Source organism: Halalkalibacter okhensis (assembly GCF_000787375.1).
In the GTDB taxonomy this organism is placed as follows: domain Bacteria; phylum Bacillota; class Bacilli; order Bacillales; family Bacillaceae_D; genus Halalkalibacter; species Halalkalibacter okhensis.
In genome coordinates, this window is record NZ_JRJU01000020.1 from 52,800 (window position 1) to 77,443 (window position 24,644).

24 protein-coding genes are annotated in these 24,644 nt (G+C 38.1%); 10 read left to right on the plus strand and 14 right to left on the minus strand.

The features are described from left to right. Positions 1 to 222 precede the first annotated feature (222 nt). From LQ50_RS14820 to LQ50_RS14830, 3 genes are all read left to right on the plus strand, one after another. Positions 223 to 552 carry a PadR family transcriptional regulator gene (locus LQ50_RS14820; protein ID WP_034630822.1) on the plus strand — a complete coding sequence of 110 codons (330 nt, stop codon included), beginning with the start codon at positions 223 to 225 and terminating at the stop codon, positions 550 to 552. Continuing rightward, a complete protein-coding gene (locus LQ50_RS14825) occupies positions 553 to 1,503 on the plus strand; it encodes a permease prefix domain 1-containing protein (RefSeq protein ID WP_034630733.1) in 951 nt (316 codons plus the stop codon). It abuts the gene before it with no gap. Positions 1,504 to 1,677: 174 nt separating this feature from the next. After that, the gene (locus LQ50_RS14830) at positions 1,678 to 2,298 is read left to right on the plus strand and encodes a cupin domain-containing protein (RefSeq protein ID WP_034630736.1); all 621 of its coding nucleotides are present in this window, start codon (positions 1,678 to 1,680) and stop codon (positions 2,296 to 2,298) included. A 58-nt stretch (positions 2,299 to 2,356) separates the two neighbouring features. On the opposite strand, the gene LQ50_RS14835 is transcribed toward LQ50_RS14830, so the two are convergent. The 7 genes from LQ50_RS14835 to LQ50_RS14865 all read right to left on the minus strand — a co-directional run bounded on the left by LQ50_RS14835 (position 2,357) and on the right by LQ50_RS14865 (position 12,239). Further along, on the minus strand, positions 2,357 to 3,481 hold the full coding sequence (locus tag LQ50_RS14835; RefSeq protein ID WP_034630737.1) for a Ger(x)C family spore germination protein: 1,125 nt from the start codon (positions 3,479 to 3,481) through the stop codon (positions 2,357 to 2,359). Then, positions 3,462 to 4,574 carry a GerAB/ArcD/ProY family transporter gene (locus tag LQ50_RS14840; protein ID WP_161784687.1) on the minus strand — a complete coding sequence of 371 codons (1,113 nt, stop codon included), beginning with the start codon at positions 4,572 to 4,574 and terminating at the stop codon, positions 3,462 to 3,464. Before LQ50_RS14840 ends, LQ50_RS14835 begins: the two co-directional genes overlap by 20 nt. Next, on the minus strand, positions 4,567 to 6,024 hold the full coding sequence (locus tag LQ50_RS14845; RefSeq protein ID WP_084138841.1) for a spore germination protein: 1,458 nt from the start codon (positions 6,022 to 6,024) through the stop codon (positions 4,567 to 4,569). Before LQ50_RS14845 ends, LQ50_RS14840 begins: the two co-directional genes overlap by 8 nt. Positions 6,025 to 6,194: 170 nt before the next feature. Further along, positions 6,195 to 7,757: a glycoside hydrolase family 43 protein gene (locus tag LQ50_RS14850; RefSeq protein ID WP_034630740.1), complete on the minus strand. Its 1,563-nt coding sequence runs from the start codon at positions 7,755 to 7,757 to the stop codon at positions 6,195 to 6,197. Positions 7,758 to 7,809: 52 nt separating this feature from the next. Then, the gene (locus tag LQ50_RS14855) at positions 7,810 to 9,198 is read right to left on the minus strand and encodes an MFS transporter (protein WP_034630742.1); all 1,389 of its coding nucleotides are present in this window, start codon (positions 9,196 to 9,198) and stop codon (positions 7,810 to 7,812) included. A gap of 45 nt (positions 9,199 to 9,243) precedes the next feature. Further along, positions 9,244 to 11,226 (minus strand): YjhG/YagF family D-xylonate dehydratase, encoded by a 1,983-nt coding sequence (locus LQ50_RS14860; protein WP_034630743.1) that lies wholly within the window; start codon positions 11,224 to 11,226, stop codon positions 9,244 to 9,246. An 83-nt stretch (positions 11,227 to 11,309) separates the two neighbouring features. Further along, positions 11,310 to 12,239, minus strand: a complete 930-nt coding sequence (locus LQ50_RS14865; RefSeq protein WP_034630745.1) for a dihydrodipicolinate synthase family protein — start codon at positions 12,237 to 12,239, stop codon at positions 11,310 to 11,312. 255 nt (positions 12,240 to 12,494) lie between these two features. On the opposite strand from LQ50_RS14865, the gene LQ50_RS14870 reads away from it, so the two are divergent. The 6 genes from LQ50_RS14870 (at position 12,495) to LQ50_RS14890 (ending at position 18,245) form a co-directional block, all read left to right on the plus strand. Further along, positions 12,495 to 13,259, plus strand: a complete 765-nt coding sequence (locus LQ50_RS14870; protein ID WP_034630747.1) for an IclR family transcriptional regulator — start codon at positions 12,495 to 12,497, stop codon at positions 13,257 to 13,259. Positions 13,260 to 13,500: 241 nt separating this feature from the next. Beyond that, positions 13,501 to 14,313, plus strand: a complete 813-nt coding sequence (locus LQ50_RS14875) for a TrmB family transcriptional regulator (protein ID WP_034630749.1) — start codon at positions 13,501 to 13,503, stop codon at positions 14,311 to 14,313. Positions 14,314 to 14,502: 189 nt separating this feature from the next. Beyond that, a complete protein-coding gene (locus LQ50_RS14880; protein WP_034630750.1) occupies positions 14,503 to 15,348 on the plus strand; it encodes a beta-keto acid cleavage family enzyme in 846 nt (281 codons plus the stop codon). A 120-nt stretch (positions 15,349 to 15,468) separates the two neighbouring features. Further along, complete coding sequence (locus tag LQ50_RS14885) at positions 15,469 to 16,503, plus strand: ketopantoate reductase family protein (protein ID WP_034630751.1); 1,035 nt, start codon at positions 15,469 to 15,471, stop codon at positions 16,501 to 16,503. A gap of 29 nt (positions 16,504 to 16,532) precedes the next feature. After that, positions 16,533 to 16,661, plus strand: coding sequence for a hypothetical protein (locus tag LQ50_RS26290; protein WP_272913726.1), 129 nt, complete (start codon positions 16,533 to 16,535; stop codon positions 16,659 to 16,661). Between the two features lie 18 nt (positions 16,662 to 16,679). Beyond that, positions 16,680 to 18,245, plus strand: coding sequence for a sodium:solute symporter family protein (locus tag LQ50_RS14890; RefSeq protein WP_034630754.1), 1,566 nt, complete (start codon positions 16,680 to 16,682; stop codon positions 18,243 to 18,245). A gap of 124 nt (positions 18,246 to 18,369) precedes the next feature. Here LQ50_RS14890 and fabG read toward each other — a convergent pair whose 3' ends face one another. Continuing rightward, positions 18,370 to 19,110: a 3-oxoacyl-ACP reductase FabG gene (gene fabG / locus LQ50_RS14895; protein ID WP_034630755.1), complete on the minus strand. Its 741-nt coding sequence runs from the start codon at positions 19,108 to 19,110 to the stop codon at positions 18,370 to 18,372. A 259-nt stretch (positions 19,111 to 19,369) separates the two neighbouring features. Continuing rightward, positions 19,370 to 19,543 carry a sporulation histidine kinase inhibitor Sda gene (gene sda, locus LQ50_RS25005; RefSeq protein ID WP_084138845.1) on the minus strand — a complete coding sequence of 58 codons (174 nt, stop codon included), beginning with the start codon at positions 19,541 to 19,543 and terminating at the stop codon, positions 19,370 to 19,372. A gap of 331 nt (positions 19,544 to 19,874) precedes the next feature. Between sda and LQ50_RS14900 the strand changes: the two genes are divergently transcribed. Then, the gene (locus LQ50_RS14900) at positions 19,875 to 21,104 is read left to right on the plus strand and encodes an endo-1,4-beta-xylanase (protein ID WP_034630757.1); all 1,230 of its coding nucleotides are present in this window, start codon (positions 19,875 to 19,877) and stop codon (positions 21,102 to 21,104) included. Between the two features lie 195 nt (positions 21,105 to 21,299). Here LQ50_RS14900 and LQ50_RS14905 read toward each other — a convergent pair whose 3' ends face one another. The 5 genes from LQ50_RS14905 to LQ50_RS14925 form a co-directional block, all read right to left on the minus strand. After that, on the minus strand, positions 21,300 to 21,908 hold the full coding sequence (locus LQ50_RS14905; RefSeq protein WP_034630758.1) for a transglutaminase-like domain-containing protein: 609 nt from the start codon (positions 21,906 to 21,908) through the stop codon (positions 21,300 to 21,302). Between the two features lie 197 nt (positions 21,909 to 22,105). Beyond that, positions 22,106 to 22,666, minus strand: coding sequence for a GNAT family N-acetyltransferase (locus LQ50_RS14910; RefSeq protein ID WP_034630762.1), 561 nt, complete (start codon positions 22,664 to 22,666; stop codon positions 22,106 to 22,108). A gap of 53 nt (positions 22,667 to 22,719) precedes the next feature. Further along, positions 22,720 to 23,571 carry an FG-GAP repeat domain-containing protein gene (locus tag LQ50_RS14915; RefSeq protein ID WP_034630764.1) on the minus strand — a complete coding sequence of 284 codons (852 nt, stop codon included), beginning with the start codon at positions 23,569 to 23,571 and terminating at the stop codon, positions 22,720 to 22,722. Positions 23,572 to 23,672: 101 nt separating this feature from the next. Beyond that, positions 23,673 to 23,966, minus strand: coding sequence for an antibiotic biosynthesis monooxygenase family protein (locus tag LQ50_RS14920; RefSeq protein ID WP_034630766.1), 294 nt, complete (start codon positions 23,964 to 23,966; stop codon positions 23,673 to 23,675). Between the two features lie 56 nt (positions 23,967 to 24,022). Beyond that, positions 24,023 to 24,559, minus strand: coding sequence for a GNAT family N-acetyltransferase (locus LQ50_RS14925; RefSeq protein WP_034630769.1), 537 nt, complete (start codon positions 24,557 to 24,559; stop codon positions 24,023 to 24,025). Positions 24,560 to 24,644 lie beyond the last annotated feature (85 nt).

Here is a 24,644-nt window from a genome sequence, read left to right on the forward strand (position 1 = left end):
GTTCGATGCAGTAGTTACAAATGTAATGAATGCTTTTTGTGTTTTCCGTTTTATGGTTATTTTAACCAAAATCACCAAAACTACTTTACCTGTCGTAGTAATTATGGTAAGTTATAATTACTACGACAGATGAAGTACGATAGATGCAGTAATGATTACGAAACAAAATCAAACATCCATCCTTCTCTAACGAATAAATAAGGGATAGGTAGGCGAATTATGTTGATAAGCAGTGATGTTATTCGAGGGTACAATGATACGATTATTCTTTATTTATTATTGGAAAATGATTCATACGGCTATGAAATCTCCAAAAAGATTAAGGATTTGTCCGGTGAGAAGTACATCATCAAAGAAACGACTCTTTATTCGGCCTTTAACAGGCTAATGAAAAACGGGTATATTACTTCCTTCCACAAGGAGCAAACATTCGGAAAAAGACGTACGTATTATAAAATAACGAATGCTGGCAGGATGTATTACAAGGAAAAATGCAAAGAGTGGGCGTTAACAAAAGAAGTGATCAATCAATTTATTAAGGAGGATCTTTAGGTGGATACCATTATGACTTATCTCAATAATATGTTTGCAACGCTACCCAAAACGAGTGACATGAATAGATTAAAAGAAGACTTGTTGGCTAATATGGAGGATAAATACGAAGAGTTAAAACAAAACGGCAAATCAGAGAATGAAGCAATCGGAATCGTCATTTCCGAATTCGGCAATATCGACGAACTAGTAAGCGAGTTAAATATTGACGTAAAGGATTCAATAGACAAAGAGCATCCATATCTAACAGATGAGCAAGTGGAAGATTATTTAGATGAAACGAAAAAAGCTGGCAAACTGATCGGATTTGGTGTCGGTATATGTCAGATAGGTGTTGTATTCTTACTGCTTTTATTACAATTAGGAAACGCAGGCGGAATGATAGGCATTGCTGCACTCTTTTTGTTTGTGGCAGCAGCTGTTGGATTATTCATTTATGCTGGAACACTAATGGAAAAACATAAGTATTTGTCTAATGGCTTTACTCTTCCTGATGACATTAAGATATCACTTGAACATGAGTATGAATTGTTTCAGCCGACCTTTACAAAAGCGATCGTTACTGGCGTGGTACTATGTATTTTATCACCAGTGGTGCTGATTGTTCTAACTTCGATCAATGAAAACAGCGTGATATATGGAGTCATATTCTTACTTCTGATGGTCGCACTGGCTGTTTATTTGTTTGTCTCTACTGGTAATCAACAGGCAGCATACCGTACCTTATTAAAAAAAGGGGATCAGCCAAACATCTCCCTCCCCCATGAAAAGAAAGAGGATAAAGCCATACGAGTAGCTTCTGTCATTCTATGGCCATTAACTGTTTGTATCTTTCTTATTAGTGGATTTTTGTATAACCAATGGCATATCAATTGGATCATTTTCCCGATCGTTGGTTTGCTCTTTGCCATGTTCAGTGGCGCGTACTCTATTATCAAGGAAAAAGCTTGATAGATTTACAATTTCTACACCTATAAAACTAAAACAGGGGCTATATCAAAAACGCGCGATTATGATATAGCCCCTTTATGTTACAACAAACATGCCGTTTGTAATTAGGCAAATGCACCAAACCAATGAGTCTTGAATACCATATGCCTACAAAGCTTACAAGAGGTGAGAAATTTGGTTCCCTATATGGATTACACATCCCCATCCACTCAGTATTGGTTTGACGTCAATCAAAGTCCCTTGTTTCAAAAAGATGCTCAAAACTACATTAATGTGCTTGGTATTAATCAGTTAAACACATTAGAAAATGTCTCACTGCTAGATATTTTCCTAAGCACAAATAATGTCGTAGAACCTCATTATCATCAAAATGCAGCGGAGCTTGTCTATTGTATTTCTGGTGCGGCCACTGTATCGATGCTTAATCCGTTCACAAAAGAAATTCTCAATTTTCCAATTACACCAGGTCAAGTCGCGAATGTCCCACAAGGTTGGTGGCATTACGAAGTAGCTTCAGTCGATAACACACATCTATTAGCGATCTTTGATGCACCTACTCCAGAAGTTATCTTAGGTTCGGATATTCTATCATTTACACCTTCGCATATCATGGCCCATACTTATTGCTTAGATGAACATAAATGGAACGAAGCCATCGCACCAGTAAAACCTACTGCATATATAGGGCCATACAAAGGCTGTGCTAAAGGTGATGCTAGCCACTCTCAACAGGTAAATCACCACTACCAACAGCAGCCCCAACCCACCTATATTTCACCGTATTACCGGTACTAGCAGAAAAGCGGTGTTCTAAAAGAGAGATCTATTAAACCTTTTAGAACACCGATGCTTATTAATTAATAATCCCATGTTGGACAATCTCTGCATGAATTGTAACGTCGATCGGTATTGTTGGATATAGTTCATTCCAATTGCTTTTTTCGACGATATGATTGTGATAGGCCATGACTTCTCTGCCTATTCCAAAGTAATCACAATTTGCTGCTTGGACTTTTTCAATGGTCGTTTCCGCTAAGGCTGTTAATTTATCTGTGATCTTTTTATTTAAGTAAATAATTCGTTGTTCATCCATGTTATCTGGTGGAAACTCTGCAACGTTAAAGTACACATTCAAGTGGAAATTCGCACGGACTTCATCATTCTCATTCACTTCAACATTCATCTGATGATCAAAGCTGTCAACTTGAACGGTAATATAATTTAGAGCTTGCATCACTTGTTCTTCTTCCTCGATATCCACTGTAAATTGAGCACTTTGGTAAAAGGTATTACTGAGGAGATTGGCCATCACTCCCTCTTCTGTCGTCATTTGACCCGTCATTATTTTCCCATGGAACAATGCAACCCCACTAACCAATGCAACCCCCATATTATTTGATGATGTAAGTGAAATGATCGGGAGCACAAAATCTCGCCCTGGATCGACCATCATTGGGCAAATATATTGTATGTTCATTTTTGGAATGATCGAGCGATTTTCAGCCCCTTCTATTAGCCTTGAGTAATAATCACTAATTAAAGGTTGGCTTTCTATATCCACATTTAGTGCGTCATATGTCTTTCCTTCTGTAATCGCAATTTTGGCATTTAACGGAGCTCGTGGGTCTCGGTAATAGAGATCGAGCATGGCATAGAGGTCTTCTTCAGCTAACACTTTTTCTACTAATAACACCCGAATCTTCGATGAGTCTAAGATGCCATCTACCGTGTTATCAATATTATTTCGCGATTCTCTAAGTGTATGCCCCGTCCCTGTCGCAATTCGGACTGTTGGTGATTCCCTATTCGTTTCTTGCTTTGGAATCGATACCGTAGTAAAAAATTGACCATCCTCTGTTCGATCAACTCCAGCTGTAAAAATCAAGTTCGCATCCTTAATAAGAAATTGATCCCAACAACCAGTGACAACCAAAGAAGTTAGAATAATAATCACACATTTAGCTAGTCTTTTTAGCATCTTCATTCACCTGATTTCTTCGAAAAATCATAATGTACACGGCTGTTATCGCTGGGATGACAATGACAAATAACAAACCAACGTGGGGAATTATCTCACTCCAATTGCCAATCGATAGCGTATTTCTAGGGATCAAAGCGATCAGGAAGCTACTCGCAATGATAAATGGAGCGGTTTTTTTATGATGGCCAACAGACAGAACATCTGCTAACCCAACAGATGCGATATAAACGTAACTGATTAAAGTCGTTACAACAGAAATAATCCAAATGGCTAGAAATACAATATCAATCCTTTCTAAAACTGGGAACGTAAAGGCTTTCAGCAAATATAGAACAGGTTCGGGGACAAGTTTGATTTCCTCAGGACTAAAGAAAAGCAAACAAATGAACGTCAAATACGTATATAACCCCGTTACAAACACATTGGCCAAGCTAGCTGAAACGAGCTTGGCCTTTTTTGTCCCATCCACAAAAGGCATTAGAAATAATATCAACTCAAAACCAAGCACTGATAGTAATGCCTCTTTACCTCCTTTTAACATATTTAATAACCCACTATCACCAATAGGCATAATATATCGAATATCCATATGGGGGTAAGCAGGCAACGTTAATAAGACTATCGTAACGAGAAGAATCGAGACCAACGTATGAAACCGACCAATCACTTTTAGTTTCTCAACTACCAAGTAATAAGCTAGAAAGGACATCAATAGGTTAAATGCCCAATTGGGTGTACGTGGAAATGCCCATATTTCAATAATGAAATTAAAGAGAATTAACGTCAGACTACTAACGAAAATAAAATAAATCGTATAGAAAACAGAAAGAACTTTCCCTATATATTTTCCGTATAGCTTAGACATTAAATTGTAAAAAGATGTTGCTTTAAACCGTGTCGATATAAACCAATAAAGAAAAATAATAAGCTGGACGACTCCACCTACCATGATCATCGCTATCCAAGCGTCTGTTTTGGCACCGCCCTCATAAATGGTGTAAGGCAACGAAAGAATCCCCACCCCTATTTGGGTTTGAATAATAATGAACATGAACTGTAAAGGACTGATTGAATCCTGACTATTATTCACCATTTTTCCGCCTTCCTTTACGAACACGCTGCCTGAATTTATTTAATGGCCTTGTTGCTCTAGGTCGTTCATTCATCTTTTCTAGCGGCGCCCGAATGAAACTATCCTTCAAATCTTGCCATGTTAACGGAGCAACTGGAGCAAAATAAGGAGAACCAAACGACTCTAGTTTACATAAATGGATCAACAAAAGCGTGAAGCAAAACATGATTCCAAAATAACCAAAGCTTGCCGCAGCAAACATAAAAGGAAAGCGCACCACTCGTAATGTAGAGCTCATCTCAAAAGATGGAACCACGAAGGAAGCAATCGCTGTTATCGCGACAACAATAATCATAATATTAGAAACCAACCCAGCTTGAACGACCGCATCTCCAATTACTAATCCCCCTACAATGCCAATTGTTTGACCAATCGGACTTGGAAGCCGAATTCCCGCTTCTCTGATCAACTCAATTGTTAATTCCATTAAAATTGCTTCAACAATAGGCGGGTAAGGGATCCGCTCAACCGAGCTCTTAACGGGCAGGACTAAGTCAGCTGGAATCACTTCAAAGTGAAAAGAAACCGTAGCAATATAAATAGCTGGAACAAAGATCGCAATAAAAAAACTGATCATCCTCAAAATACGATAGAATGATCCAACAATAAAACGACTATTATAGTCATCAGGCGATTGATAGAAGGCAAAGAAGCTAACCGGGCAAACGAGAGCAGTTGGGTCGCCATCGGTTAAAATCGCTACTCGACCGTCTAATAGATTAGCCATAGTTCGGTCAGGCCTTTCGGTATTTAGCATTTGAGGGAATGGCGAGAGCTGCTCATTTTCTAAAAACTCCTCTACATACCCAGGACTGAAAACCATATCACTTGATATAGATTGAAGTTTGTCTTCTACCGCTTGTATGATTTTTGGGTTCGCCATACTTTCTATATACACAACTGCCAATTTTGTCTCTGTCTCTTGGCCTAATGTATGATATTTTATGACCAAATCTTGATTTTTCACTCTTTTTCGAAGTAAGAAAAGATTTGTCATAAGGCCCTCGACAAAACCATCATGTGCGCCACGAACAACCTTTTCATTCTCTGGTTCTTCAATCGTTCGTTCGGATGTTTTTCTTACATCAAACACATAAGCTTCTGAATCTCCTTCTAGAAAAACAGCGACTTTTCCCTGATTTAGCTCAGGTGAAACTTTATTAAGAAGTCTCATCATCTTAAGGTCACTTGCATGAATGCAAGTTTTGATTTCATCTTCCCCTGACTGAAGATGATCAAAAAACATCTTATCTAACCGTTCATCATCAATGACCGTTTCAAGAAACAGACATACCCCTTTTCGCTCGTTAAATAGAAACTCTCTTTTTTTTACATCATCTGAAAAGTGGAAAGCCTCTTGAATATATGTGTAATTGGCATCTAGATCTCCAGATACATTGATGTCCATTCGATATTCCTACCCTTAGTTTTTTTTCTTACTATATCCTCCTTTTTTTGAATTATTCTCTATACCCTTGCACGATGAGAATTTCTCTTATCTTTCAATAAGCATAAGACTCAAACAACTAGAAAAGGCAGAACCCCCTTGAAACAGGTAAAGTTCTGCCTTTGAACATATTAACGATAATGGAAATAATCAAAATGAGCCGGAATACGTTGACCGCTTAAATCTTGGACGCACATCCCTACAAATGTTCCAGTAAATCGAATATAATCCGCATCATCATCAGAAAGATGACTAATATCAATCCTCGGTCCTATTTCGATCCAATCTCCTTTTCCATCTACAAATAAGAATTGAAGCCATTGTCTTTCAATTACAGCTTTTAATTTCGTCGCTGAAGTGGAAAGGGAAAGATCTGCCTGAAGCAACTCATCGTATTTCCCATGCTTTGATTGAATAATTCCGATACATTTCCCGAGCTCCTCATGTTCTGTAACACGAAGATAGACATAATCATCTGTGTCATAATAGACAATAAGTCCGGCCATTTGCTGAAAGTTCACTGGTGTGAATGTAACTTCTGTTTCTATTTCTGCCGAAAAGCTTTCTAATCTTCTCGCTACTAGACTTTGATGGTGAGTCGATTGCATCGATTCTCCGCCTCTTAACGTTAAGTAGCCAGGTTTATCTGTTAGAGAGATCCAATCTTCTGTAAACGTACGTCGTAAAGAATTCCAGTATTTCTTTAATGTTTTATCAGAAAAATCATCTTCATTGCTTTCCTGTTCGAACGGGTGAGGAGGAAGCTCAGGTGCCTTCACTTCCATTTGTGGATACGGACCTCCCTCAACCCGAATCCAATCATCTTCTGTCCAATAGCATTTCTGTATCGCGGTTTCGCGTCCAAGAATGCACTTTTTATCAACAACAGGTCTAGCACATAGATGAGCCATATACCACTGACCATCTTGTGTTTCAACTAAACTCCCATGACCGGCCTTTTGTAATTGCTCCAACTGCTCTTGATTGGATGTTAGAACGGGGTTGGTGGGATCGACTTCATATGGACCAAACAACGATTTTGAACGAGCGACCGTAACGGCATGAGTGTACCAAGTCCCACCTTCTGCCGTTATTAAATAATAATAGCCATTTCGCTTATACAGATGAGGAGCTTCTGTTACCTTTAGCTCTGTTCCTTTAAAAATATTTCGAACAGGTCCAATTAATTTTTGTTGTTCAACTGAATATTCTTGTAGAGCGATACCAGCAAAAGAATTCTTGCCTTTGCGAAAATCCCAAATCATATTAACTAACCATTTCGTCCCATCCTCCTCATGAAAAAGAGAAGGATCAAACCCGCTGCTATTTAAATAAATTGGTTCTGACCATGGTCCTTCAATATGTTCAGCTGTAACTAAATAATTATGTGTATCTTTAAATGCCCCCATTCGACTTTTCACATCTGTAAAAATTAAATAGAAAAGCCCATCAGAATAACTTAATGCAGGAGCCCAAACACCACCGGAATTAATATTACCGATCATATCTAATTGCGATTTTCGTGTAAGCGGATAGCTCAAAAGTCTCCAATTGACTAAATCCTTCGAGTGATGAATCTGTACTCCTGGAAACCATTCAAATGTTGAGACTGCCATATAATAATCATCTTCAACCCTAATAATACATGGATCTGGATGGTAACCAGGCAACACGGGATTCTTAATTGTAGTCATGTACCTCGCCCTTTCTATTCATAGATTGTTAGATTGACATGTAGAAGTTTTTTTAAGCATTTCGAGCTTGTAGATCTTTAATGATTTGCGGGTATTTCTTATCTAGGTTATAGAATAACAATAAAATAATCATAAGAATCGTTAATGCTAATGGAATATAAATAAATAGCGCTTGAATTGAAAGCAGTGCTGAGTCAGATTGAATGGCACTTCCACCAACATAACCACCCAGTGCTAATACCCAACCAATCATAGCAGCACCAAGCCCACTTCCGACTTTTATCCCCATACTACCGCCACTGTAAACCATTCCTTCATTTCTGATTCCTGTTTTCCATTCCCCGTATTCAATCGTATCTCCCAGTAATGCAAACATACTTCCATTAATTGGTGCCTTTCCAATTCCTCTAATAATAGTACCTATCAAAATTAACACTACATTCGTAAGGTCAATCATCATGATTAAATAACCAATAATCGTAATGATTTCACCGACAATAATGGCATTTCTTTTCCCAAATCTTTTGGTAATCGGGGCAACAAACACCATTCCAAGAAGGATAAAAACAGTATAGGCCGTCGTAACTAATCCAACTAGCAACGTATTATCTAAAATATATTGAGAATAATAGATAATCGCACCAGAGTTAAGAGCATTAAAAATATACGTCATGAGGATGAAAATGGTCGCAATGCCCCAGTACTTATTTTTAGATAATGTTTTTAAACTCTCTTTAAGCGGTACAGCTTTATTTTGTTGTTCTTTATTTGCTGGTTTAACCCTTTCTGCTGTCGTTCGAAAGCAAACATAGAAGAGAGTACTCCCAATGCTACCAAAAATCAAAAAGGTTAAAACCCATCCAAATTGTCCTCCACCAAACAATGTTGCCAGTGGCAGTGTTAAATTACTAACGATAAGGACACCAATGAGTGCAATGCTCATGCGGAATACATTTAAAACCGAACGCTGGTATTGATCCTGTGTAATGAGAGAGTTTAGCGTCCCATATGGCACATTCAAACCAGTATAGACAAGACAGACAACATTATAGGTGATGGCAATATAAATGACTTGCCAAGTAGTACTTACATCTGGAACGGTAAATAGCAATACCGCGGATACAGCAAATGGAATTGACAGCCATAATAGCCACGGCCTTGCCTTTCCATGCTTAGATTTGGTCTTATCAATGGCATAACCCATAAGTACATCTGATACACCATCAAAAATTCGTGAGAACAACATAATGGAACCAACGATTCCAGCAGCAATCCCAATAACATCGGTATAAAAATAAACAATGAAAATACTCATTGCCTGCCATATAAAGTTACTAGCCAAATCTCCCATTCCATAACCGATTCTTTCACTAAGCTTTATTTTTTCTCCCGGTATGCTTTGTTTACCTGCAGATTCTATCTTTTCTGGATTTGCTGACACGTAATCTCCCTCCTAAACTCACTCCTGTAATCTACTTATCTTTTTCTACGTTAAATTCTTCTCTTTTGACATCGCTTCCATACCAGCGTTTAGAACCTCTAAAATTCGATCGACATCATATACACTGCCACGCCACGTTCCCCCACTCACTGCTTGAAGTGCCGCCCATAGACGTGTGTCATCAGGTAATTGAGCATTTGGCTTCAAATCAGGGTGACGGGTGCGTCGATTTAGGATCTCTGTTGCTTCTGTAATCGATACCCTTTCATCTTTAGCGCCAACGAAATTAACCGTTCCTTCTAATTGAACGCAGTCGATAACAATTTCAATCACATCTCCATCACGTAACTTCCCTATCGGCCCATCAGCCAGTGCTTCTGGCCCAACATGACCGATGCACGCACCAGTAGACACCCCTGAAAAGCGAGCATCAGTAATTAAGGAAACATGCTTCCCAAATGGTAAATATTTTAGAGCTGATGTTAGTTGATAGGTCTCTTCCATCCCGGTTCCTAGTGGGCCTCCCCCCATGACAACCATCACATCGCCCGCTTGGATCCCGCCTGTTTTTATCGCTCTGATCGCATCCCTTTCTGACGTAAATACTTTCGCCTCACCAGTATGTCTATATACCCCATCTTCAGAAACGACTGTTGGGTCAATGGATGTTGATTTAATTACCGCTCCTTCAGGTGCAATATTGCCTTCAGGGAATGTCACTGTTGAGGTGAGACCTCTTTTTCTTGCCTGGTCCGGATTCATAATGACCTCTTCAGGATGAACGCCATCTTCATTCAGTAGTCGCTTCTTAATTTCTGTACGACGCTCTGATTGTTCCCACCAATCTAGGTTTTCACCAAGAGTCGCTCCTGTAACGGTAAGAACATCTTCATGTAAGAGGCCTAACTCTCGTAAATGAAGCATCACCTCAGGAACGCCACCCGCAAGATAAGCACGAACAGTTGGATGATAGTCAGGACCATTTGGCAATACGCTAACAAGCCTTGGCGTTTTTCGATTGATCCGAATCCAATCTTCGACAGTAGGAATTCGACATTTGGCTGCATGGGCAATAGCCGGAATATGAAGCAAAAGATTCGTTGATCCTCCGAATGCAGCATGGACAACCATTGCATTTTCTATTGCTTTGTCTGTCACAATATCCTTTGTAGTGATCTGATTTTTTTCCATTTCTAAAGCTGCACGTGCCGATTGCCTTGCCATCTCACCCCAAATCGGCTGACCTGAAGGGGCTAATGCGGAGTGAGTGACAGCCATACCAAGAGCTTCTGCGACAACTTGCGAGGTAGCTGCTGTCCCTAAAAATTGACACCCTCCCCCCGTTGAAGCACAAGAAACGCAACCCAATTCAGAGGCTTCTTTTAACGTAATCTCCTTATTGGCAAAGCGAGCTCCAATTGTTTGAACCTTACCTGCATCTTCTCCGACTGTTGGAGGAAGCGTAACCCCACCTGGGACGATAACCGTTGGTAAATCATGTGTTCCTGCTAAGGCAATCATCATTGCAGGCAACCCTTTATCACACGTCGCTACTCCTATTACAGCCTGGCGCGTTGGAAGAGAACGAATTAAGCGACGATAGACAAGGGCCGCATCGTTTCTAAAAGGAAATGAATCAAACATACCTAATGTCCCCTGAGAACGTCCATCACATGGATCACTAACAAAAGCGGCAAAAGGAACTCCTTTCTTCTCGCGAATCTCTTTGGCTGCCTCTGACATTAATAAATCGACTTCCCAATGACCTGTATGATAGCCTAATGCAACCGGGCTGCCATCTTGATCACGAATGCCTCCATTCGTCCCTAAGATTAAGACTTGTTTTCCAAGAAGCTCCTCGGGCTTCCACCCCATACCCACATTTTGAGTCATCCCAAAAAGGTCTCCACTAGGGGACTCCTCTAGCATTTGTGCTGTCAGAGGCAAACTGCCTATAGGACCTCTAGCATGGGTTTTGACTTGATAAATTGACTGATCTTCGTCGTTGAAAATAATATGCAGTGACATAAAAGCCTCCGTAATTGTATTTAGACGTAAATAAGAATAACCGAATCGTACAAAAAGCTATATTGCTTGCCCTTTACAGCCAACTACACTTTATTGGGTGTACTCGGAAGGATCTTCGCTAATTCTAATATTTCCTTTACTTTTGCCTTTTTTTCCTTACTAAGAGGCTTGGTTGGTGGGAGGACATGTGTAGAAACATCCATACCACATAGCTTCATAGCTTCCTTGACGACGTTTACAAACGGACTATCAATCTTATAAAGCGATGGAAGAATCGCTAATTGTTTATACAATTTACTTGCTTCCTTTAAGTCCCCTGCAAGAAAGGAATTGTAAATACCAACAGATAAATTTGGAGCAAAGTTTCCACTTGCCGAAATAACCCCATCTCCCCCAAGTTGTAACGTGTTCAATAAATGATCATCAAAGCCACACATAACTGAAAAATGAGGATGCTTTCCTTTTACTTTTAGAATCATGTCACGGATATGTCCCACAGAATCAACCGTATCTTTAATACCAACAATATTTGCATGGTTATCTACGAGTTCAAGCACCAAATCCGCTGTCAAATCTTGACCTGTCAGATTAGGAAAATTATATAAAATAATTGGTAGATTCGTCGCTTTTGCGATATCCCCAAAATAGCCAAGTAAATGCTCCTCAGACAACGTCCAGTAATAAGGATTGACGACAACGACACCATCTGCACCAATGCGTTGTGCGTGGATGCTTAAATCAATGGCCTCTCTTGTGTTCGTACTTCCCGTACCAATTAAAACGGGCACCCTGCCGTTCACATAGCTCACTGCAAACTCCGCTATCTCTTTTCGTTCATCTGTTGACATCTGCGAGAACTCTCCACCCGTTCCAAGAAAAAACAACCCATTTACGCCTTTTTTTATCAAAAAATCAATTAGCCAACCCATTTGTTGTTGATCAACGAGTCCTTCTTCGTTAAAAATGGTTGAAACCGGTGGTATAACCCCTGTAAATGCTTTGACACTGTTCATATTACCCCTCCTACTTTTGATCCCTTGTTTTTTTATGACTTGGTACTCAACAAAACATTTTGTTTTACATTATAAAACCATGTGCTATTATTTAGTTAACGCAAATTCATTATAGCATAAATTCCCAAAAAGAAAACACTTACAATTGATCGATTTTTCTAGCTTGCCTGCTAAGTTTATTTAACTTGCACTCTGATTGCTGTAGAATTGTGTACAAAAGTAATTAACAAATTAAGATGAATATGAGGGTTGTTTATGCCAATTATCCAATCTGTCGTCCGTGCTCTAGGAATCTTAGATTTATTTGATGAACACACGACTGAGCTCAAAATAACTGATATAAGTGCCAGAATGGAGCTTCATAAAAGTACCGTTCATTCATTATTAAAAACGCTCCAAGAGTCTCATTATATCGAACAAAATCCAGAAAATGGAAAATACAGGCTTGGAATGAAGCTTGTTGAACGCGGTAATTTAGTGATCAGTACCATTGATATAAGTAAGATCGCGAAGAAGTACCTCAGTGATCTATCAAAGGAAACTGGACAAACGAGCCACCTTGGGATTTTGGACGGGGATGCAGGAGTATATATTGATAAGAAAGAAGGAGAAAAAGCGATTATTCGCTACTCAAGAATCGGAAAGCGAATTCCTCTTCATTCAACAGCCATTGGCAAAATTCTTCTAGCCTACCAAAGTGAAGAGCACGTAAATCAACTACTCGATCGCTATACTTTTAACCAGTTAACGGAAAAAACGATTATCAATCGCGAAGAATTAATGAAGGAATTAACCGAGGTAAAAAAACAAGAACATGCCATCGATAACCAAGAAAACGAGCAAGGTGTCCGCTGCATTGCCGTTCCAATAAAAAATCAAAAAAATGAGGTCCTTGCTGCTATAAGTATTTCGACATTAGTATCAACTGTAGATGATCAAAAGCTTCATGAATATCTTCTCTTATTAAAAAGAATTGGGGATCAATTGTCTGAAGAAGTCCGTTATGGGTATGTTACTTGATTTGTTTATTATAAAAATGAACCGTAACGCATTTTAGAAATAATCATGTCTTATTAGAGATCTTTTGAAGGTGTGCTTTTTATAGCGCGCATTTCAATCGATCTCTTTTTTGATTTTTCGTTCCAGTTTTCCTTGCCATACTTTAGACTTTTCTTACTTAAATACAGAATTGACAAAAAATTTAAAAAACCTAATTGACATCTTACTACCTTGGTAGTAAGATGTCAATTAGGTGATGATGATGAAAAAAGACAAAATAATTAACTCTCTAAAAATGAACGGTTTCACTGAATACGAAGCAAAAATTTATATTTCGTTGTTAAAGTCTTTTCCAGCTAACGGGAATATGATTGCAAATGATTCCGGAGTACCTGGTCCAAAAGTATATGAGACTTTAAGAAAAATGGAAGACAAAGGATATGTTTTTCTGGTCTCCGACGGCGATAAAAAAAGTAGTAAAAGGTATAGTCCCCTACCTTATAAAGATCTATTAGCTTTCTTTGAGAAGGGATTTAATGAAAACAAAGATATCCTTGAAACATCCCTTGAAGAAATCGCAAATAGTGGTGATCAAGAATGGACAGAGATTTTCCGTATGGAAGGGTATGAAACATCCATTGAGGCAATCGCAAGTGCCATAGATAACTCATCGAGTAAGATTTACCTCAGTTGCTGGTCAAAAGAATTTACGCTGCTCTATCCTACACTTTTAGCAGCACACGAACGAGGCGTTAAAATTGTGACGATGATTTTTGACGAACCTAAAGAAGAGATTTACTGGCCAACCTTCACTCATCATAAACGCCTAAGAGAAATCTTACACATCCGCCATAGTAATGAATTAAATATAGTTCTTGATGAAAGAAAAGTAATTGTTTTTGAAATCTTTGATGATCTCCCAAGTGCCGTCGTTTCTAGTCATAAAGCGATGATTGAAACCACAAAAAAATATATAAGGCATGATATTTATGTCAATCGTGTGATTCATGACTTAGGAGACCAATTGGTGACGATCTATGGAGAAAAATTTGAAAGATTAATTGATGATTTTTAATCTAGTAAGGGGGTGATTTCACTAGACAGTTATGTTTTCGCATACCAATTCTAGCTATTGTTAAACTTGTAACCTACTAAACATTTTCTTCATTTGCAACAAAATGAAATCGCTTTCTTTTCTGCTGTGTTGTTTCCTTTGGAAGTTAGATGTCATTATAAACTATTAATTTTTTAGGAGCTGAAAGTTATGGATAAAGTAATTTTAACTGTAGCAACAACTGGTGCTTGGCCGACTAAAAACGAAAATCCTTATGTCCCCCTTCACCCTGAAGAAATAGCAGATGAAGTGTTTGCGTGTTATCAAGCTGGGGCATCTGTTGCACATATACATGTTCGAGATAACCACGGGCGCCCAACGATGGACCTTGATAAATTTGAAAGAACAGTAAGATTAATTAGAGATCGTTGCGATATTGTCATTAACCTGACTACTTCTGGTGACTTAGGCTTAGATGACGACGAAAGAATGAAACCTTTTATAGAATTAAAACCTGAACTAGCTAGTTTTGATTGTGGTTCGATGAATTGGGGACATTCTACAACGTTCATAAATAGCCCTCCATTTTTGGAGAAGCTAGGGCAAAAAATGAAAGAAAATCATGTAAAGCCTGAAATAGAAGTGTTTGATTCTGGGATGTTTTATAACGCTGAATATTATCTAAAAAAAGGTGTATTAGACGCCCCTGCTCATTATCAATTTGTATTAGGTGCACCTGGTGGGATGGTTGCGACGATTGATAATTTAGTTTTTCTGAAAAACTTACTTCCAAAAGAAGCAACATGGGGTGCGTTTGGGATCGGTCGCATGCATATGCCTATTTTATATGCAACATTAGCCCTTGGCGGACACATTAGAGTTGGAATGGAAGACAATGTTTATTATTCTAAAGGTGTTTTGGCAAAATCAAATGTTGAATTTGTTGAAAGAGCAAAACGAGTCGCAAATGAGCTAGGAAGAGAATTGTCTACTCCAGATGAAGCGAGGAAGATCCTCGGTTTAAAAGGCCGTTCACGCGTCGAGGAGCTACGCTAAGAGAATGAAGGGCAAAAGTTCAAATTTATTATTCTGAAAATAGATTATGTTTTGAATTCATGTTAATGACTAGGGATTCATTTCCCTAGTACTCACTATTTCTTTAAGGAGGAACCTTAATTGAGAACTGCAATTTTAGGGGCTGGTTCTTTAGGAACGATTATTGGAGCGTTAATTTCCGAAGCTGGCACCCATGTTGATTTAATTGATATTAATCAAGATCATGTGAATCGGTTAAATGAGCACGGTGCCCAAATTACTGGTTTTATAAATAAAACCATTCCTGTAAGCGCTTGCTTACCAACTGAAATGAAGGGTCAATATGACCTTGTATTCTTACTTACAAAACAAGTATTTAATCACATTTCCTTGAACCAGCTTCTGCCCCATCTTCATTCTGAAAGCATTGTGTGTACGCTTCAAAATGGGATTCCAGAGGAAAATGTATCTGAGTATGTCGGAGTAAATCGAACTATAGGAGGCGCAGTTGGTTTTGGTGCTACATGGATTGAACCAGGTGTTTCCCAGTTAACAACAGAATGGGAAACAGTCAAAAAATACGCCTTTGATATTGGTGAATTGAATGGCGAAATCACCGCTCGTCTTCAGAAAACAAAGGAAGTATTAGACTTGGTTGGATACTGTGAAATCTCCCAGAACATTATAGGAATCAAATGGTCAAAGCTATTAATGAATGCTACTTTTAGCGGCATGTCTGCAGCATTAGGGTGTACCTTTGGAGACGTTCTAGCAAATCAAAAAGCGATGACTAGCCTCGCCTATATCGCAGATGAAACCATCAAGGTTGCCCATGCCCAAGGAATTAGGCTAGAAACGATGCAAGGAAAAGATATGGAGTTTTTGGAATTAGATGACGAGAATAGCATTGCTGAAAAGATGGATTTTTATAACGAAGTATGGCTTCCACATAAAAACCTGAAGGCAAGTATGCTTCAAGACCTAGAGAAACAAAAGAAAACGGAAGTCGATTATATAAATGGTTATGTAAGTAAAAAAGGAAAAGAGTTTGGGGTGAACACGCCTTACAACGATTTGGTTGTTCAATTAATCAAAGAAGCTGAAGCCACAAAAAAAGTACCGACATTTTCTGATAACCTTGCACGGTTTGAGGAAGTAGGATCTGTTGTTAAGTAACCTATAATTTTTTTGAAGGAGAGATATGTATGGCTATTGCTGTTTCTATCTGGATGTTTACGATCCTGTTTTCACTAGGGTTTGGGACGTTTCTTTGCTTCAGAATTGAAAAGTCAGGAGTCAAACGTTGGGGTGCTTCAGGAAAGCTATTTAAATAAAATAAGAGGAGGAAGAACATGGGCTGGTATATCGGTGTTTTTGTATTCTATATGCTATTTCTTTTCTGGTCTTGCATCCAAAGTCTAAAAAAAGTAGAATCGATGTCAGACTTTACAACTGGTGGCCATCGAATGGGTTTGATGATCGGGATTGGTACGTCCGTAGCTACATGGGTTAGTGTTGCTTCTGTTATGGGGGTACCTGGATATCTTTATAGCTCTGGTGTGGCTGCGATCATTGGTTGGGTAGCTGGCTGGTTCTTCGGAACAGCACTAATCCCTCTTGTTGCTTATAAGATTAGACGTCCAGAAACACCCGCTAGAACGTTTCCTGAGTTTGTTCAACAAAGGTACGAGCCTTACAAGAAAAATAGTCAATTAAGAACACTTGTGGGAGCATTAATGCTTATCGGGTACTTTATATTCACGCATTTACAAGTGGTCGGGTTCGGAATCGTTTTTTCGACGATTACAGGCATTGATTATAAGATTGCCATCTTTGTCTTTTTGATCTTCTTATTATTTACAAGTGTTGGCGGCTTTTGGTCGGTTGCTGTTACCGACTCGGTTAATACAGTCCTAATCGTTTTAGGGGTTTTCATGGGAGCTGGTGCTGTACTCGCTGCAACAGGAGGTTGGCAGCCTATACTAGACACCCTAGCTACTACTACTGCTCCAACGATTGAAGGTGGAGAAAGCTTAAGTGCAGGAGTCCTCTTATCCCCTGTAGGTACATTTGGACTCGGAGCTTTGTTCTCGATCTTTATCTCAAACTCATTAGGGGCCGCGGTATCTCCTCACTGGGTAACGAGGATGTTAGCTCCAAAAAGTGTTAAAGTTGCTGTCATGCAAATGATGTTTGCCGTCATCGTCTTAATTGCCATCTTTACTCCTTTAATAATTATTGGATTAGGGGCGAAAACATTAATACCTAGTATGCCAGCAGGACAAACAACAGATTATATCATGCCTATGGTCATAACACAGTATGCTCACCCATTAGTGGGCGCATTAACCCTAGTTGCCCTTTGTGCAGCTGCCGTTTCCACAGCAAACTCGATGTTGCTTCATTGTGGAACATCACTTTACAACGATATTTACAAAAACATCTTTCCTAATAGAAGAGCAAGCGAAGCCACTGAAAGAAAACAACTTAGATACGTCATTTATGCCCTTGGATTGTTAGCCATCATTAGTGCGATTAACCCACCGGTCTTACTAGCCATGGGATTCACATATGTTTATGGCGGGTTTGGTGCAGCGTTCTTTTTCGTTGTCTATTTAGGATTGTATTGGAAGCGCATGAATCATATAGGTGCCTACGCGAATATCATTATTGGCTCCGTCGTTTATATCATCGCGAAAGTCATGGGTGCAACCAATCCTTTTATCATTGCATTAGCCGTTTCTTTCATAGGTGTGTTAATAGCTGTTTACACTACGAAGAAGCCAGCATTAGAAGCATATGAACCATATTTTGAAGCTGATGTTAGTCCTTCAACAAAGAAAGTAATAGCGGAGATTCAACAGACTGAAAACGTCCATGAAGAATACCTAGATACTGATAAAAAGATATCACCTTAGAAGTTAGAAGAAAAAAGCAAGATATACACAGTAATTCATGTATATCTTGCTTTTTTATGATTCTCATTAGGTAAAATGAGAAAGAAGACCCCGTTTAATCCCAGAGTCTTCTTTACAAACCTTTTTAAATAACAAGTCCACCATCAATACTCAAAATTGTGCCTGTAATAAATTTAGCTTCATCTGAAGCAAGAAATGCGTATCCATTGGCTATATCTTCGGGGCTCCCTACCTCATTTAATAATGACTTCTCCTTCATCATGTCAATGACATTTTTAGGAATTTTGTCAATCATTGGTGTCTCAATAAAACCTGGTGCTACCGCATTAACACGAATGCCATATCGCCCTAGCTCCTTTGCCCACGTCTTCGTCATCCCATTTACTCCCCATTTTGCAGCAGCATAATTGGTTTGACCAAAATTCCCATAAGTCCCCACGACAGATGATGCATTTAATATGACACCACTCTTCTGTTCTTTCATCACGTTGCCTACAGCTTGAGCGATGTTGAACACACCTTTTAAATTTACATCTATCACCTTATCCCACTGTTCTTCTGACATCTTTAGCAATTGGGCATCTTGAGTAATTCCGGCATTATTAACCACAACGTCAATACGACCATACTGATGAACCGTATTATTAATCAGTTCATCTACCTCTTTCCGCTTAGTAACATCCACTTTAATGCCAATGGCCTCTCCCCCAAGCTCCTTAATTGACTCTACTGATCTTTTAATATCTAATTCATTTACATCAGCGATAACGACTTTGGCACCTTCTTTTGAAAACTTTACAGCTGTTGCCATACCAATCCCTCTGGCCGCACCGGTAATAATGGCTACTTTATTTTTTAGTTTCATGTTTTGTATCTCCTTAGAAAATAAAATATATTAATTACATTTTTTTGTTTACATGTTGTTAAGCCGTCTAGGGAGTGATGTGATCTTACGAGAATTAAGGATTTACGATCAGCACAATGGAGGAAATGTACCCTTTTATTATTGCTACTCAATAGGGTAGCAGGATACTTCTGTTGATCTATTTGAGGTAACTAGCTCTTTTTCTGCTTGAAGTACGATACGTCAAATGGATAGTTACATTGTTGGCTTCGTGGGTTTCTTAGGAGTAAATTTCTAAGGATGGGTTGGGTTCAAGAGTTAATCCACGCTTTTCAATTTCTTCAATTAGAATCGTAAGAAACTCTTCATCAAGACAAAAATCAATTGATTTATAGTAAGTTTCAATTAATAAACTATTACAGATAACGCCCATTTTCTTTCCCCTTTCACTCATTATCTCCCACTGAATGAAACGCTTTCAATTAACAGCTAAAAGTACTTGCTACACTTTCTTCTTTACTATAAGCTTACAACACTATCTTTTATGAGTAAAATGAATAAAAGGAATATTCATTATTATCAAACAGAATAAATGTTCATTGAACCGACTGAAACTAAAATTTAAAAATAAAGTTCTTTTCGCATGTAACCATTTTATGTTCACCTTTTAATTCTAGTTAGTTTGCCGAATAAACAAAGTTTGATAGAATATAAACGAAGGGATTGGAAACGCTTTCTACAACACCCCCTGCGCAAAACGAAATAGAAATAATGGAGGGAACGGCATGAGTGTAAATGAATTGGCGCATCGTAAGGCTAGTAAAACCATTAAGCTTGTCGATGCTTCAGGAAACCCTGTTACAGGAAAAGAAATATCTCTTAAACAAACAAATCATAAGTTCTTGTTTGGGTGTGGTATTTTTGATGCAATCGAAGTAGCAAACAAAAGTGTACGAGAAGACAGACTCGCTTTTTTAGAACAACAAGTGGACAAATTCTTAGATGTATTCAACTCTGCTACACTTCCATTTTATTGGGCATTGTTCGAACCTAAAAAAGGAAAACCACGGACAAATGAACTAAAAACAGCGGCACAATGGTTAAAAGATAGAAACGTAGCAGTGAAAGGCCATCCCCTTTGCTGGCACACCCTTACTGCTCCATGGCTTCTTGATATGAATAATGAAGAAATTTTAAAAGCACAGTTTGATCGAATTGAACGCGACGTTTCAGATTTCAAAGGGGTAATCGATACATGGGACGTGATCAATGAAGTCGTTATCATGCCAATTTTTGATAAGTATGACAATGGAATTACTAGAATTTCAAAAGACCTTAGCCGTGTCGGAATCATTAAAGCCATGTTTGAAAAAACACGTGAATTCAACCCTAACGCAACATTATTATTAAATGACTTTAACACGTCTGTGAACTATGAAATTTTAATCGATGGATGTTTACAAGCAGGAGTTCCAATTGATGCAATTGGGATCCAGTCTCATCAGCATCAAGGCTATTGGGGGCGTGAGAAATTAGAAGACGTATTAGACCGTTTCTCATCCTTTGGTCTTCCAATTCATTTTACGGAAAACACATTAACATCCGGACATGTGATGCCAGCTGACATTGTAGACTTAAACGATTATCAAATCGCAGAATGGCCATCAACACCAGAATTCGAAGAGCGTCAGGCAAAAGAAGTAGAAGAAATGTATTCGATTTTGTTTGAACATCCTCTCGTAGAAGCAATCACAACATGGTCCTTTAGCGATGATGGTGCATGGCTTGGTGCCCCTGCTGGATTTCTTAGAAAAGATAATAGCCCAAAACCAGCTTATGAAAAAGTAAAGAAACTAATCAAAGAAGACTGGTCTACAAATGTAGTATGTCAAACAGATGACAACGGATTCGTCTCATTTGAAGGATTCCTTGGTGAGTATGACCTTGTCTGTGGAGAGAAAACAGTAAACTTCAAATTGGAGCAAAATACAGAAATTGAACAGTTGGTCATCTAAAGGCGTTATCTTTAGCATAACGGCTTCGGTTAAGGAGTATTACTTTTAAACCGGTATGAATTAGCAGCTATAGTAACAGCAAGTAACGCATTGGTTAAGCCAGTGCGTTTATCTACTTTGTGGAATGACTTTGAGCCGGTAATTCTTCTTTGGTTGGGCACTCATCCCCTTTATGAACGCCTTTTCCTCACGAAACTATATACATTCAGGCAAATGCTGCTTGTACATCTCTAATACATCTGTGTGTTCTTTTAACACAGTTATCGTTTTTAAATTTGGCTTTACAAAGATAATAGAATAGTCCTTTTCATCAAACTTCTCATTAACTAAAAAAGCTAATTTTTCTTCATCTATTGAAAACTGGGCATCTACACCAGGCTTATTTCCACGAGCATCTAATCGTATCCATTTATTTAGAGACTTTAAATAAACAGCATTTAAAGCATGAAGGCAATATCCTTTTTCTGGCGTATCAAACAACATCAATCGTTGATAACAAAAGCCTGTTGGTATTCCTTGCGAACGCAATAGTGAAGCTAATAAATTGGATTTAGCATAGCAAATTCCTTCTTGATACTTTAAGACATCTGATGCTTGGCAAGTAACCTCTTTTCCTTGAATATCCCAAGAATGCGCTATTTCATCACGAACAAATGTAAAAGCTATTTCTGCTTTTTCTATGTCTGTTTGGGCGGTGAGAAATAGTTGCGCTGCTTTTTCTTTAATTAGCGGATGAGAATAATTAACTTCATTTATTTCAAGTAAGTAATCTTCTAACCTTCCAGACTCACAAATCATTGCCATATTACTCCACTCCCTAAATGAATAAATAATTATTATATTGTATTATTTTACAACAAAGGAGCAGTTCACAGTAGACATTTTAAAGCATTCCCCTTCCTGAAGAAATGCTCTGATTACTTTATGTATAATATCTCCTGTTGAAATTTCATTAGGGGTATCGAATATAAAATAATTCTTTCACTTTATATTTTTGCTTATTAAATGAAGTTGCTTTTTATTCCTTCCCATTCTTTCCTTAATATCCCCATCTTGATTGCATCAAAGTATTCACCATTTACCATTCTTGCATCTCTTATTCTCGCTTCTTCTTTCATTCCCAATTTGGCTGCAACCTTCCCCATTCTTACGTTCCCTGACCATGTTGACATACCTAATCTGTGTAAATTAGTAGATGTAAACAGATAATCAACCCATAGTTTATAAGCTTCAAAACCATATCCACCATTCCAAAAATTTTTGTCATAAATAACAATACCAGTCTCAAGCCAGTTGGTGTTTTTATCTACCCAATAGGAACCTACATATCCAATAGCTCTCTCATCACATTTTATAACAAGAGATGCAGGAACATTTGGAAAAACTTCTTCCTCCCAACTTTTTCGATACTCTTCTTTTGTTACTTTCTCTTCTGGAATATATGGACCGTTCCATTTTTTTGCTGCTTGTTCCTTTTCTTCAAATTTCCAAAAATATAATTCATCAAGATCTTCACTTGTTGGCTTTATTAAAATAACTTTCTTCCCCATCATCTCGACCATAATAATATATTCCCCCCAATAATCTACCTATGTTTCATAGCCATCATACATTCTCAATTTCCATCCTCAGCTAGATTCTTTCTTTTTTCCAGCTTATTACTTAAGTTTTTAAAGTTTTCTACCACATCATGTAAGGATAATTGTTCTGCTAAAGTCGTTCCTTTCTGTATCGAACTCCTAGCTCTTTCAAATAAACCGGCCTTAATCTGAGCATCTGCAAGTGTATACCAATAGAACCACGCATCCATTATAGATATTTTTTCATTATGAAATTCTTCAATGGTTGGGTAGTAATTCGAATATAGTTCGTCATCTAAAACGAATTTGTCGCCATTCCATTTTAGAACATCTACAAAATAGGTATCTGCAATGTACCTTTGCCAGACGGCTATACCGACTTTCTTATTACTTAATAGCTCCATCATTTGATACGGAACTTCTGCTATCATCTTAAACGAATGATGATTCCATTTAAAAATCTCTAGTTTATTTCCTGCTGAAGCGCCAATTGTGACACCAAAGAGAAACTCTTTACGACCATCACCAGTAAGATCAGCCACACCGGCATAATCTAAACCTACCCCAAGTGTTTGAGTCTCCCATATTTTTTCCCAGTTATTATTCTCATTCCTTAATACAATGACCCCATATTGCGAAGGATGAGGTTGGTCTTTTGCCTTTTTTTCAAAAGTAATGATCATCTCTTCTTGACCGTCTTGGTTAAAGTCATAAAACTGATATGGCTTAGTTGATATAGGTTCTTTTGGACTTACCAGTACTGAGTTGGGTGGGAGAAATTCGTTGATCATTTTCAGTAGGCCTTTATTTTCTTCAGCATGAGAAAAAATGGGTAAAACATTGAACATGACTGCTACAAGTAGAGTAAAACGTATCATTTTTTTCATCAAGAATCCCCTTTATTTAGCTAATATTAGAGATTATTGTTCCCTACTTTTCCATGGATATCAGACCTTTGTTCAACACACCCGTTCGTTTCAATCTCTTTTTAAAGAGGAACCTTTTCAAAATGTTCGACTGTTGGAAAGGGATCATAGAAGTGATGGAGTTGTTTCTTCCACTCTTGATACTCTTTTGATTGTCTAAATCCAACTGTATGGTCCTCTAATGTTTCCCATTTCACCAACAACAAATATTTCCCTTTAGCTTCCATACATCGTTGTAATTCGTGAGATATGTAGCCACTCATTGACGATATGATGTTTGATGCTTCTTTAAATGCTTCCTCGTATTCTTCTTCCATCCCCAGCTTAACTTGTAGCATAACAGCTTCTAAAATCATTTTCTCTCCCCTTTTTTTAAAAGTTATTTCATTAATCTTGTTCTACTATTGCACCATTATTTATGATACTCAATCAACCAACAATCTTCATATATTCCCTCGTGCAGCTCACGCTTTGGAAGGATCTTTATCTTTTTAAACCCACATTTCTCATAACAGTTGATCGCCCTCGTATTTCTTAGTTGAGGGTCCATAAGTATTCGGTCTGCTTTTTTTTGCTCCATTAAAAATGTTACAGTCGAACGAACGAGTAATGTGCCAATTCCTCTATTCCAGTACTCCACTTCACCAATAAACTGGTCCATGCCATACATATTTTCTCTTATGTTAGAATAACCGTACTCGTTTTTCGTTTCGTCATCTAATTGATAAAATTGGATATAGCCAATATCGTTCCCTTCATACTCTACAATGCATTTCCCTTTATCATCTTCAGGTACATAAAATACTTTATCGACTTTGTCTAAATTAAAAGGGTTGTCTCTCCCTTCATAAAACTCAAGAACTATGGGGTCTGAAAGCCATTTGGCTAACAAATAATTATCTTCTTTTTCTAATTTTCGCACGCTTAAATTGCCATTTTGAAACAACATTAATAAGCCTCGCTTTCAACACAATAGACTTCTTTGCATTTCCTTCTATTAACTAGCAGAGAAAAACTCTCACCATTTCCTTTTG

Bases quoted from the DNA above. Each gene is read 5' to 3' on its own strand.
- LQ50_RS14835 (WP_034630737.1), bottom strand. From the start codon at position 3,481: ATGCTAAAAAGACTAGCTAAATGTGTGATTATTATTCTAACTTCTTTG.
- LQ50_RS14845 (WP_084138841.1), bottom strand. From the start codon at position 6,024: ATGGACATCAATGTATCTGGAGATCTAGATGCCAATTACACATATATT.
- LQ50_RS14850 (WP_034630740.1), bottom strand. From the start codon at position 7,757: ATGACTACAATTAAGAATCCCGTGTTGCCTGGTTACCATCCAGATCCA.
- LQ50_RS14860 (WP_034630743.1), bottom strand. From the start codon at position 11,226: ATGTCACTGCATATTATTTTCAACGACGAAGATCAGTCAATTTATCAA.
- LQ50_RS14865 (WP_034630745.1), bottom strand. From the start codon at position 12,239: ATGAACAGTGTCAAAGCATTTACAGGGGTTATACCACCGGTTTCAACC.
- LQ50_RS14870 (WP_034630747.1), top strand. From the start codon at position 12,495: ATGCCAATTATCCAATCTGTCGTCCGTGCTCTAGGAATCTTAGATTTA.
- LQ50_RS14875 (WP_034630749.1), top strand. From the start codon at position 13,501: ATGAAAAAAGACAAAATAATTAACTCTCTAAAAATGAACGGTTTCACT.
- LQ50_RS14880 (WP_034630750.1), top strand. From the start codon at position 14,503: ATGGATAAAGTAATTTTAACTGTAGCAACAACTGGTGCTTGGCCGACT.
- LQ50_RS26290 (WP_272913726.1), top strand. From the start codon at position 16,533: ATGGCTATTGCTGTTTCTATCTGGATGTTTACGATCCTGTTTTCACTA.
- LQ50_RS14890 (WP_034630754.1), top strand. From the start codon at position 16,680: ATGGGCTGGTATATCGGTGTTTTTGTATTCTATATGCTATTTCTTTTC.
- fabG (WP_034630755.1), bottom strand. From the start codon at position 19,110: ATGAAACTAAAAAATAAAGTAGCCATTATTACCGGTGCGGCCAGAGGG.
- sda (WP_084138845.1), bottom strand. From the start codon at position 19,543: ATGAGTGAAAGGGGAAAGAAAATGGGCGTTATCTGTAATAGTTTATTA.
- LQ50_RS14900 (WP_034630757.1), top strand. From the start codon at position 19,875: ATGAGTGTAAATGAATTGGCGCATCGTAAGGCTAGTAAAACCATTAAG.
- LQ50_RS14905 (WP_034630758.1), bottom strand. From the start codon at position 21,908: ATGGCAATGATTTGTGAGTCTGGAAGGTTAGAAGATTACTTACTTGAA.
- LQ50_RS14910 (WP_034630762.1), bottom strand. From the start codon at position 22,666: ATGGTCGAGATGATGGGGAAGAAAGTTATTTTAATAAAGCCAACAAGT.
- LQ50_RS14915 (WP_034630764.1), bottom strand. From the start codon at position 23,571: ATGAAAAAAATGATACGTTTTACTCTACTTGTAGCAGTCATGTTCAAT.
- LQ50_RS14920 (WP_034630766.1), bottom strand. From the start codon at position 23,966: ATGATTTTAGAAGCTGTTATGCTACAAGTTAAGCTGGGGATGGAAGAA.
- LQ50_RS14925 (WP_034630769.1), bottom strand. From the start codon at position 24,559: ATGTTGTTTCAAAATGGCAATTTAAGCGTGCGAAAATTAGAAAAAGAA.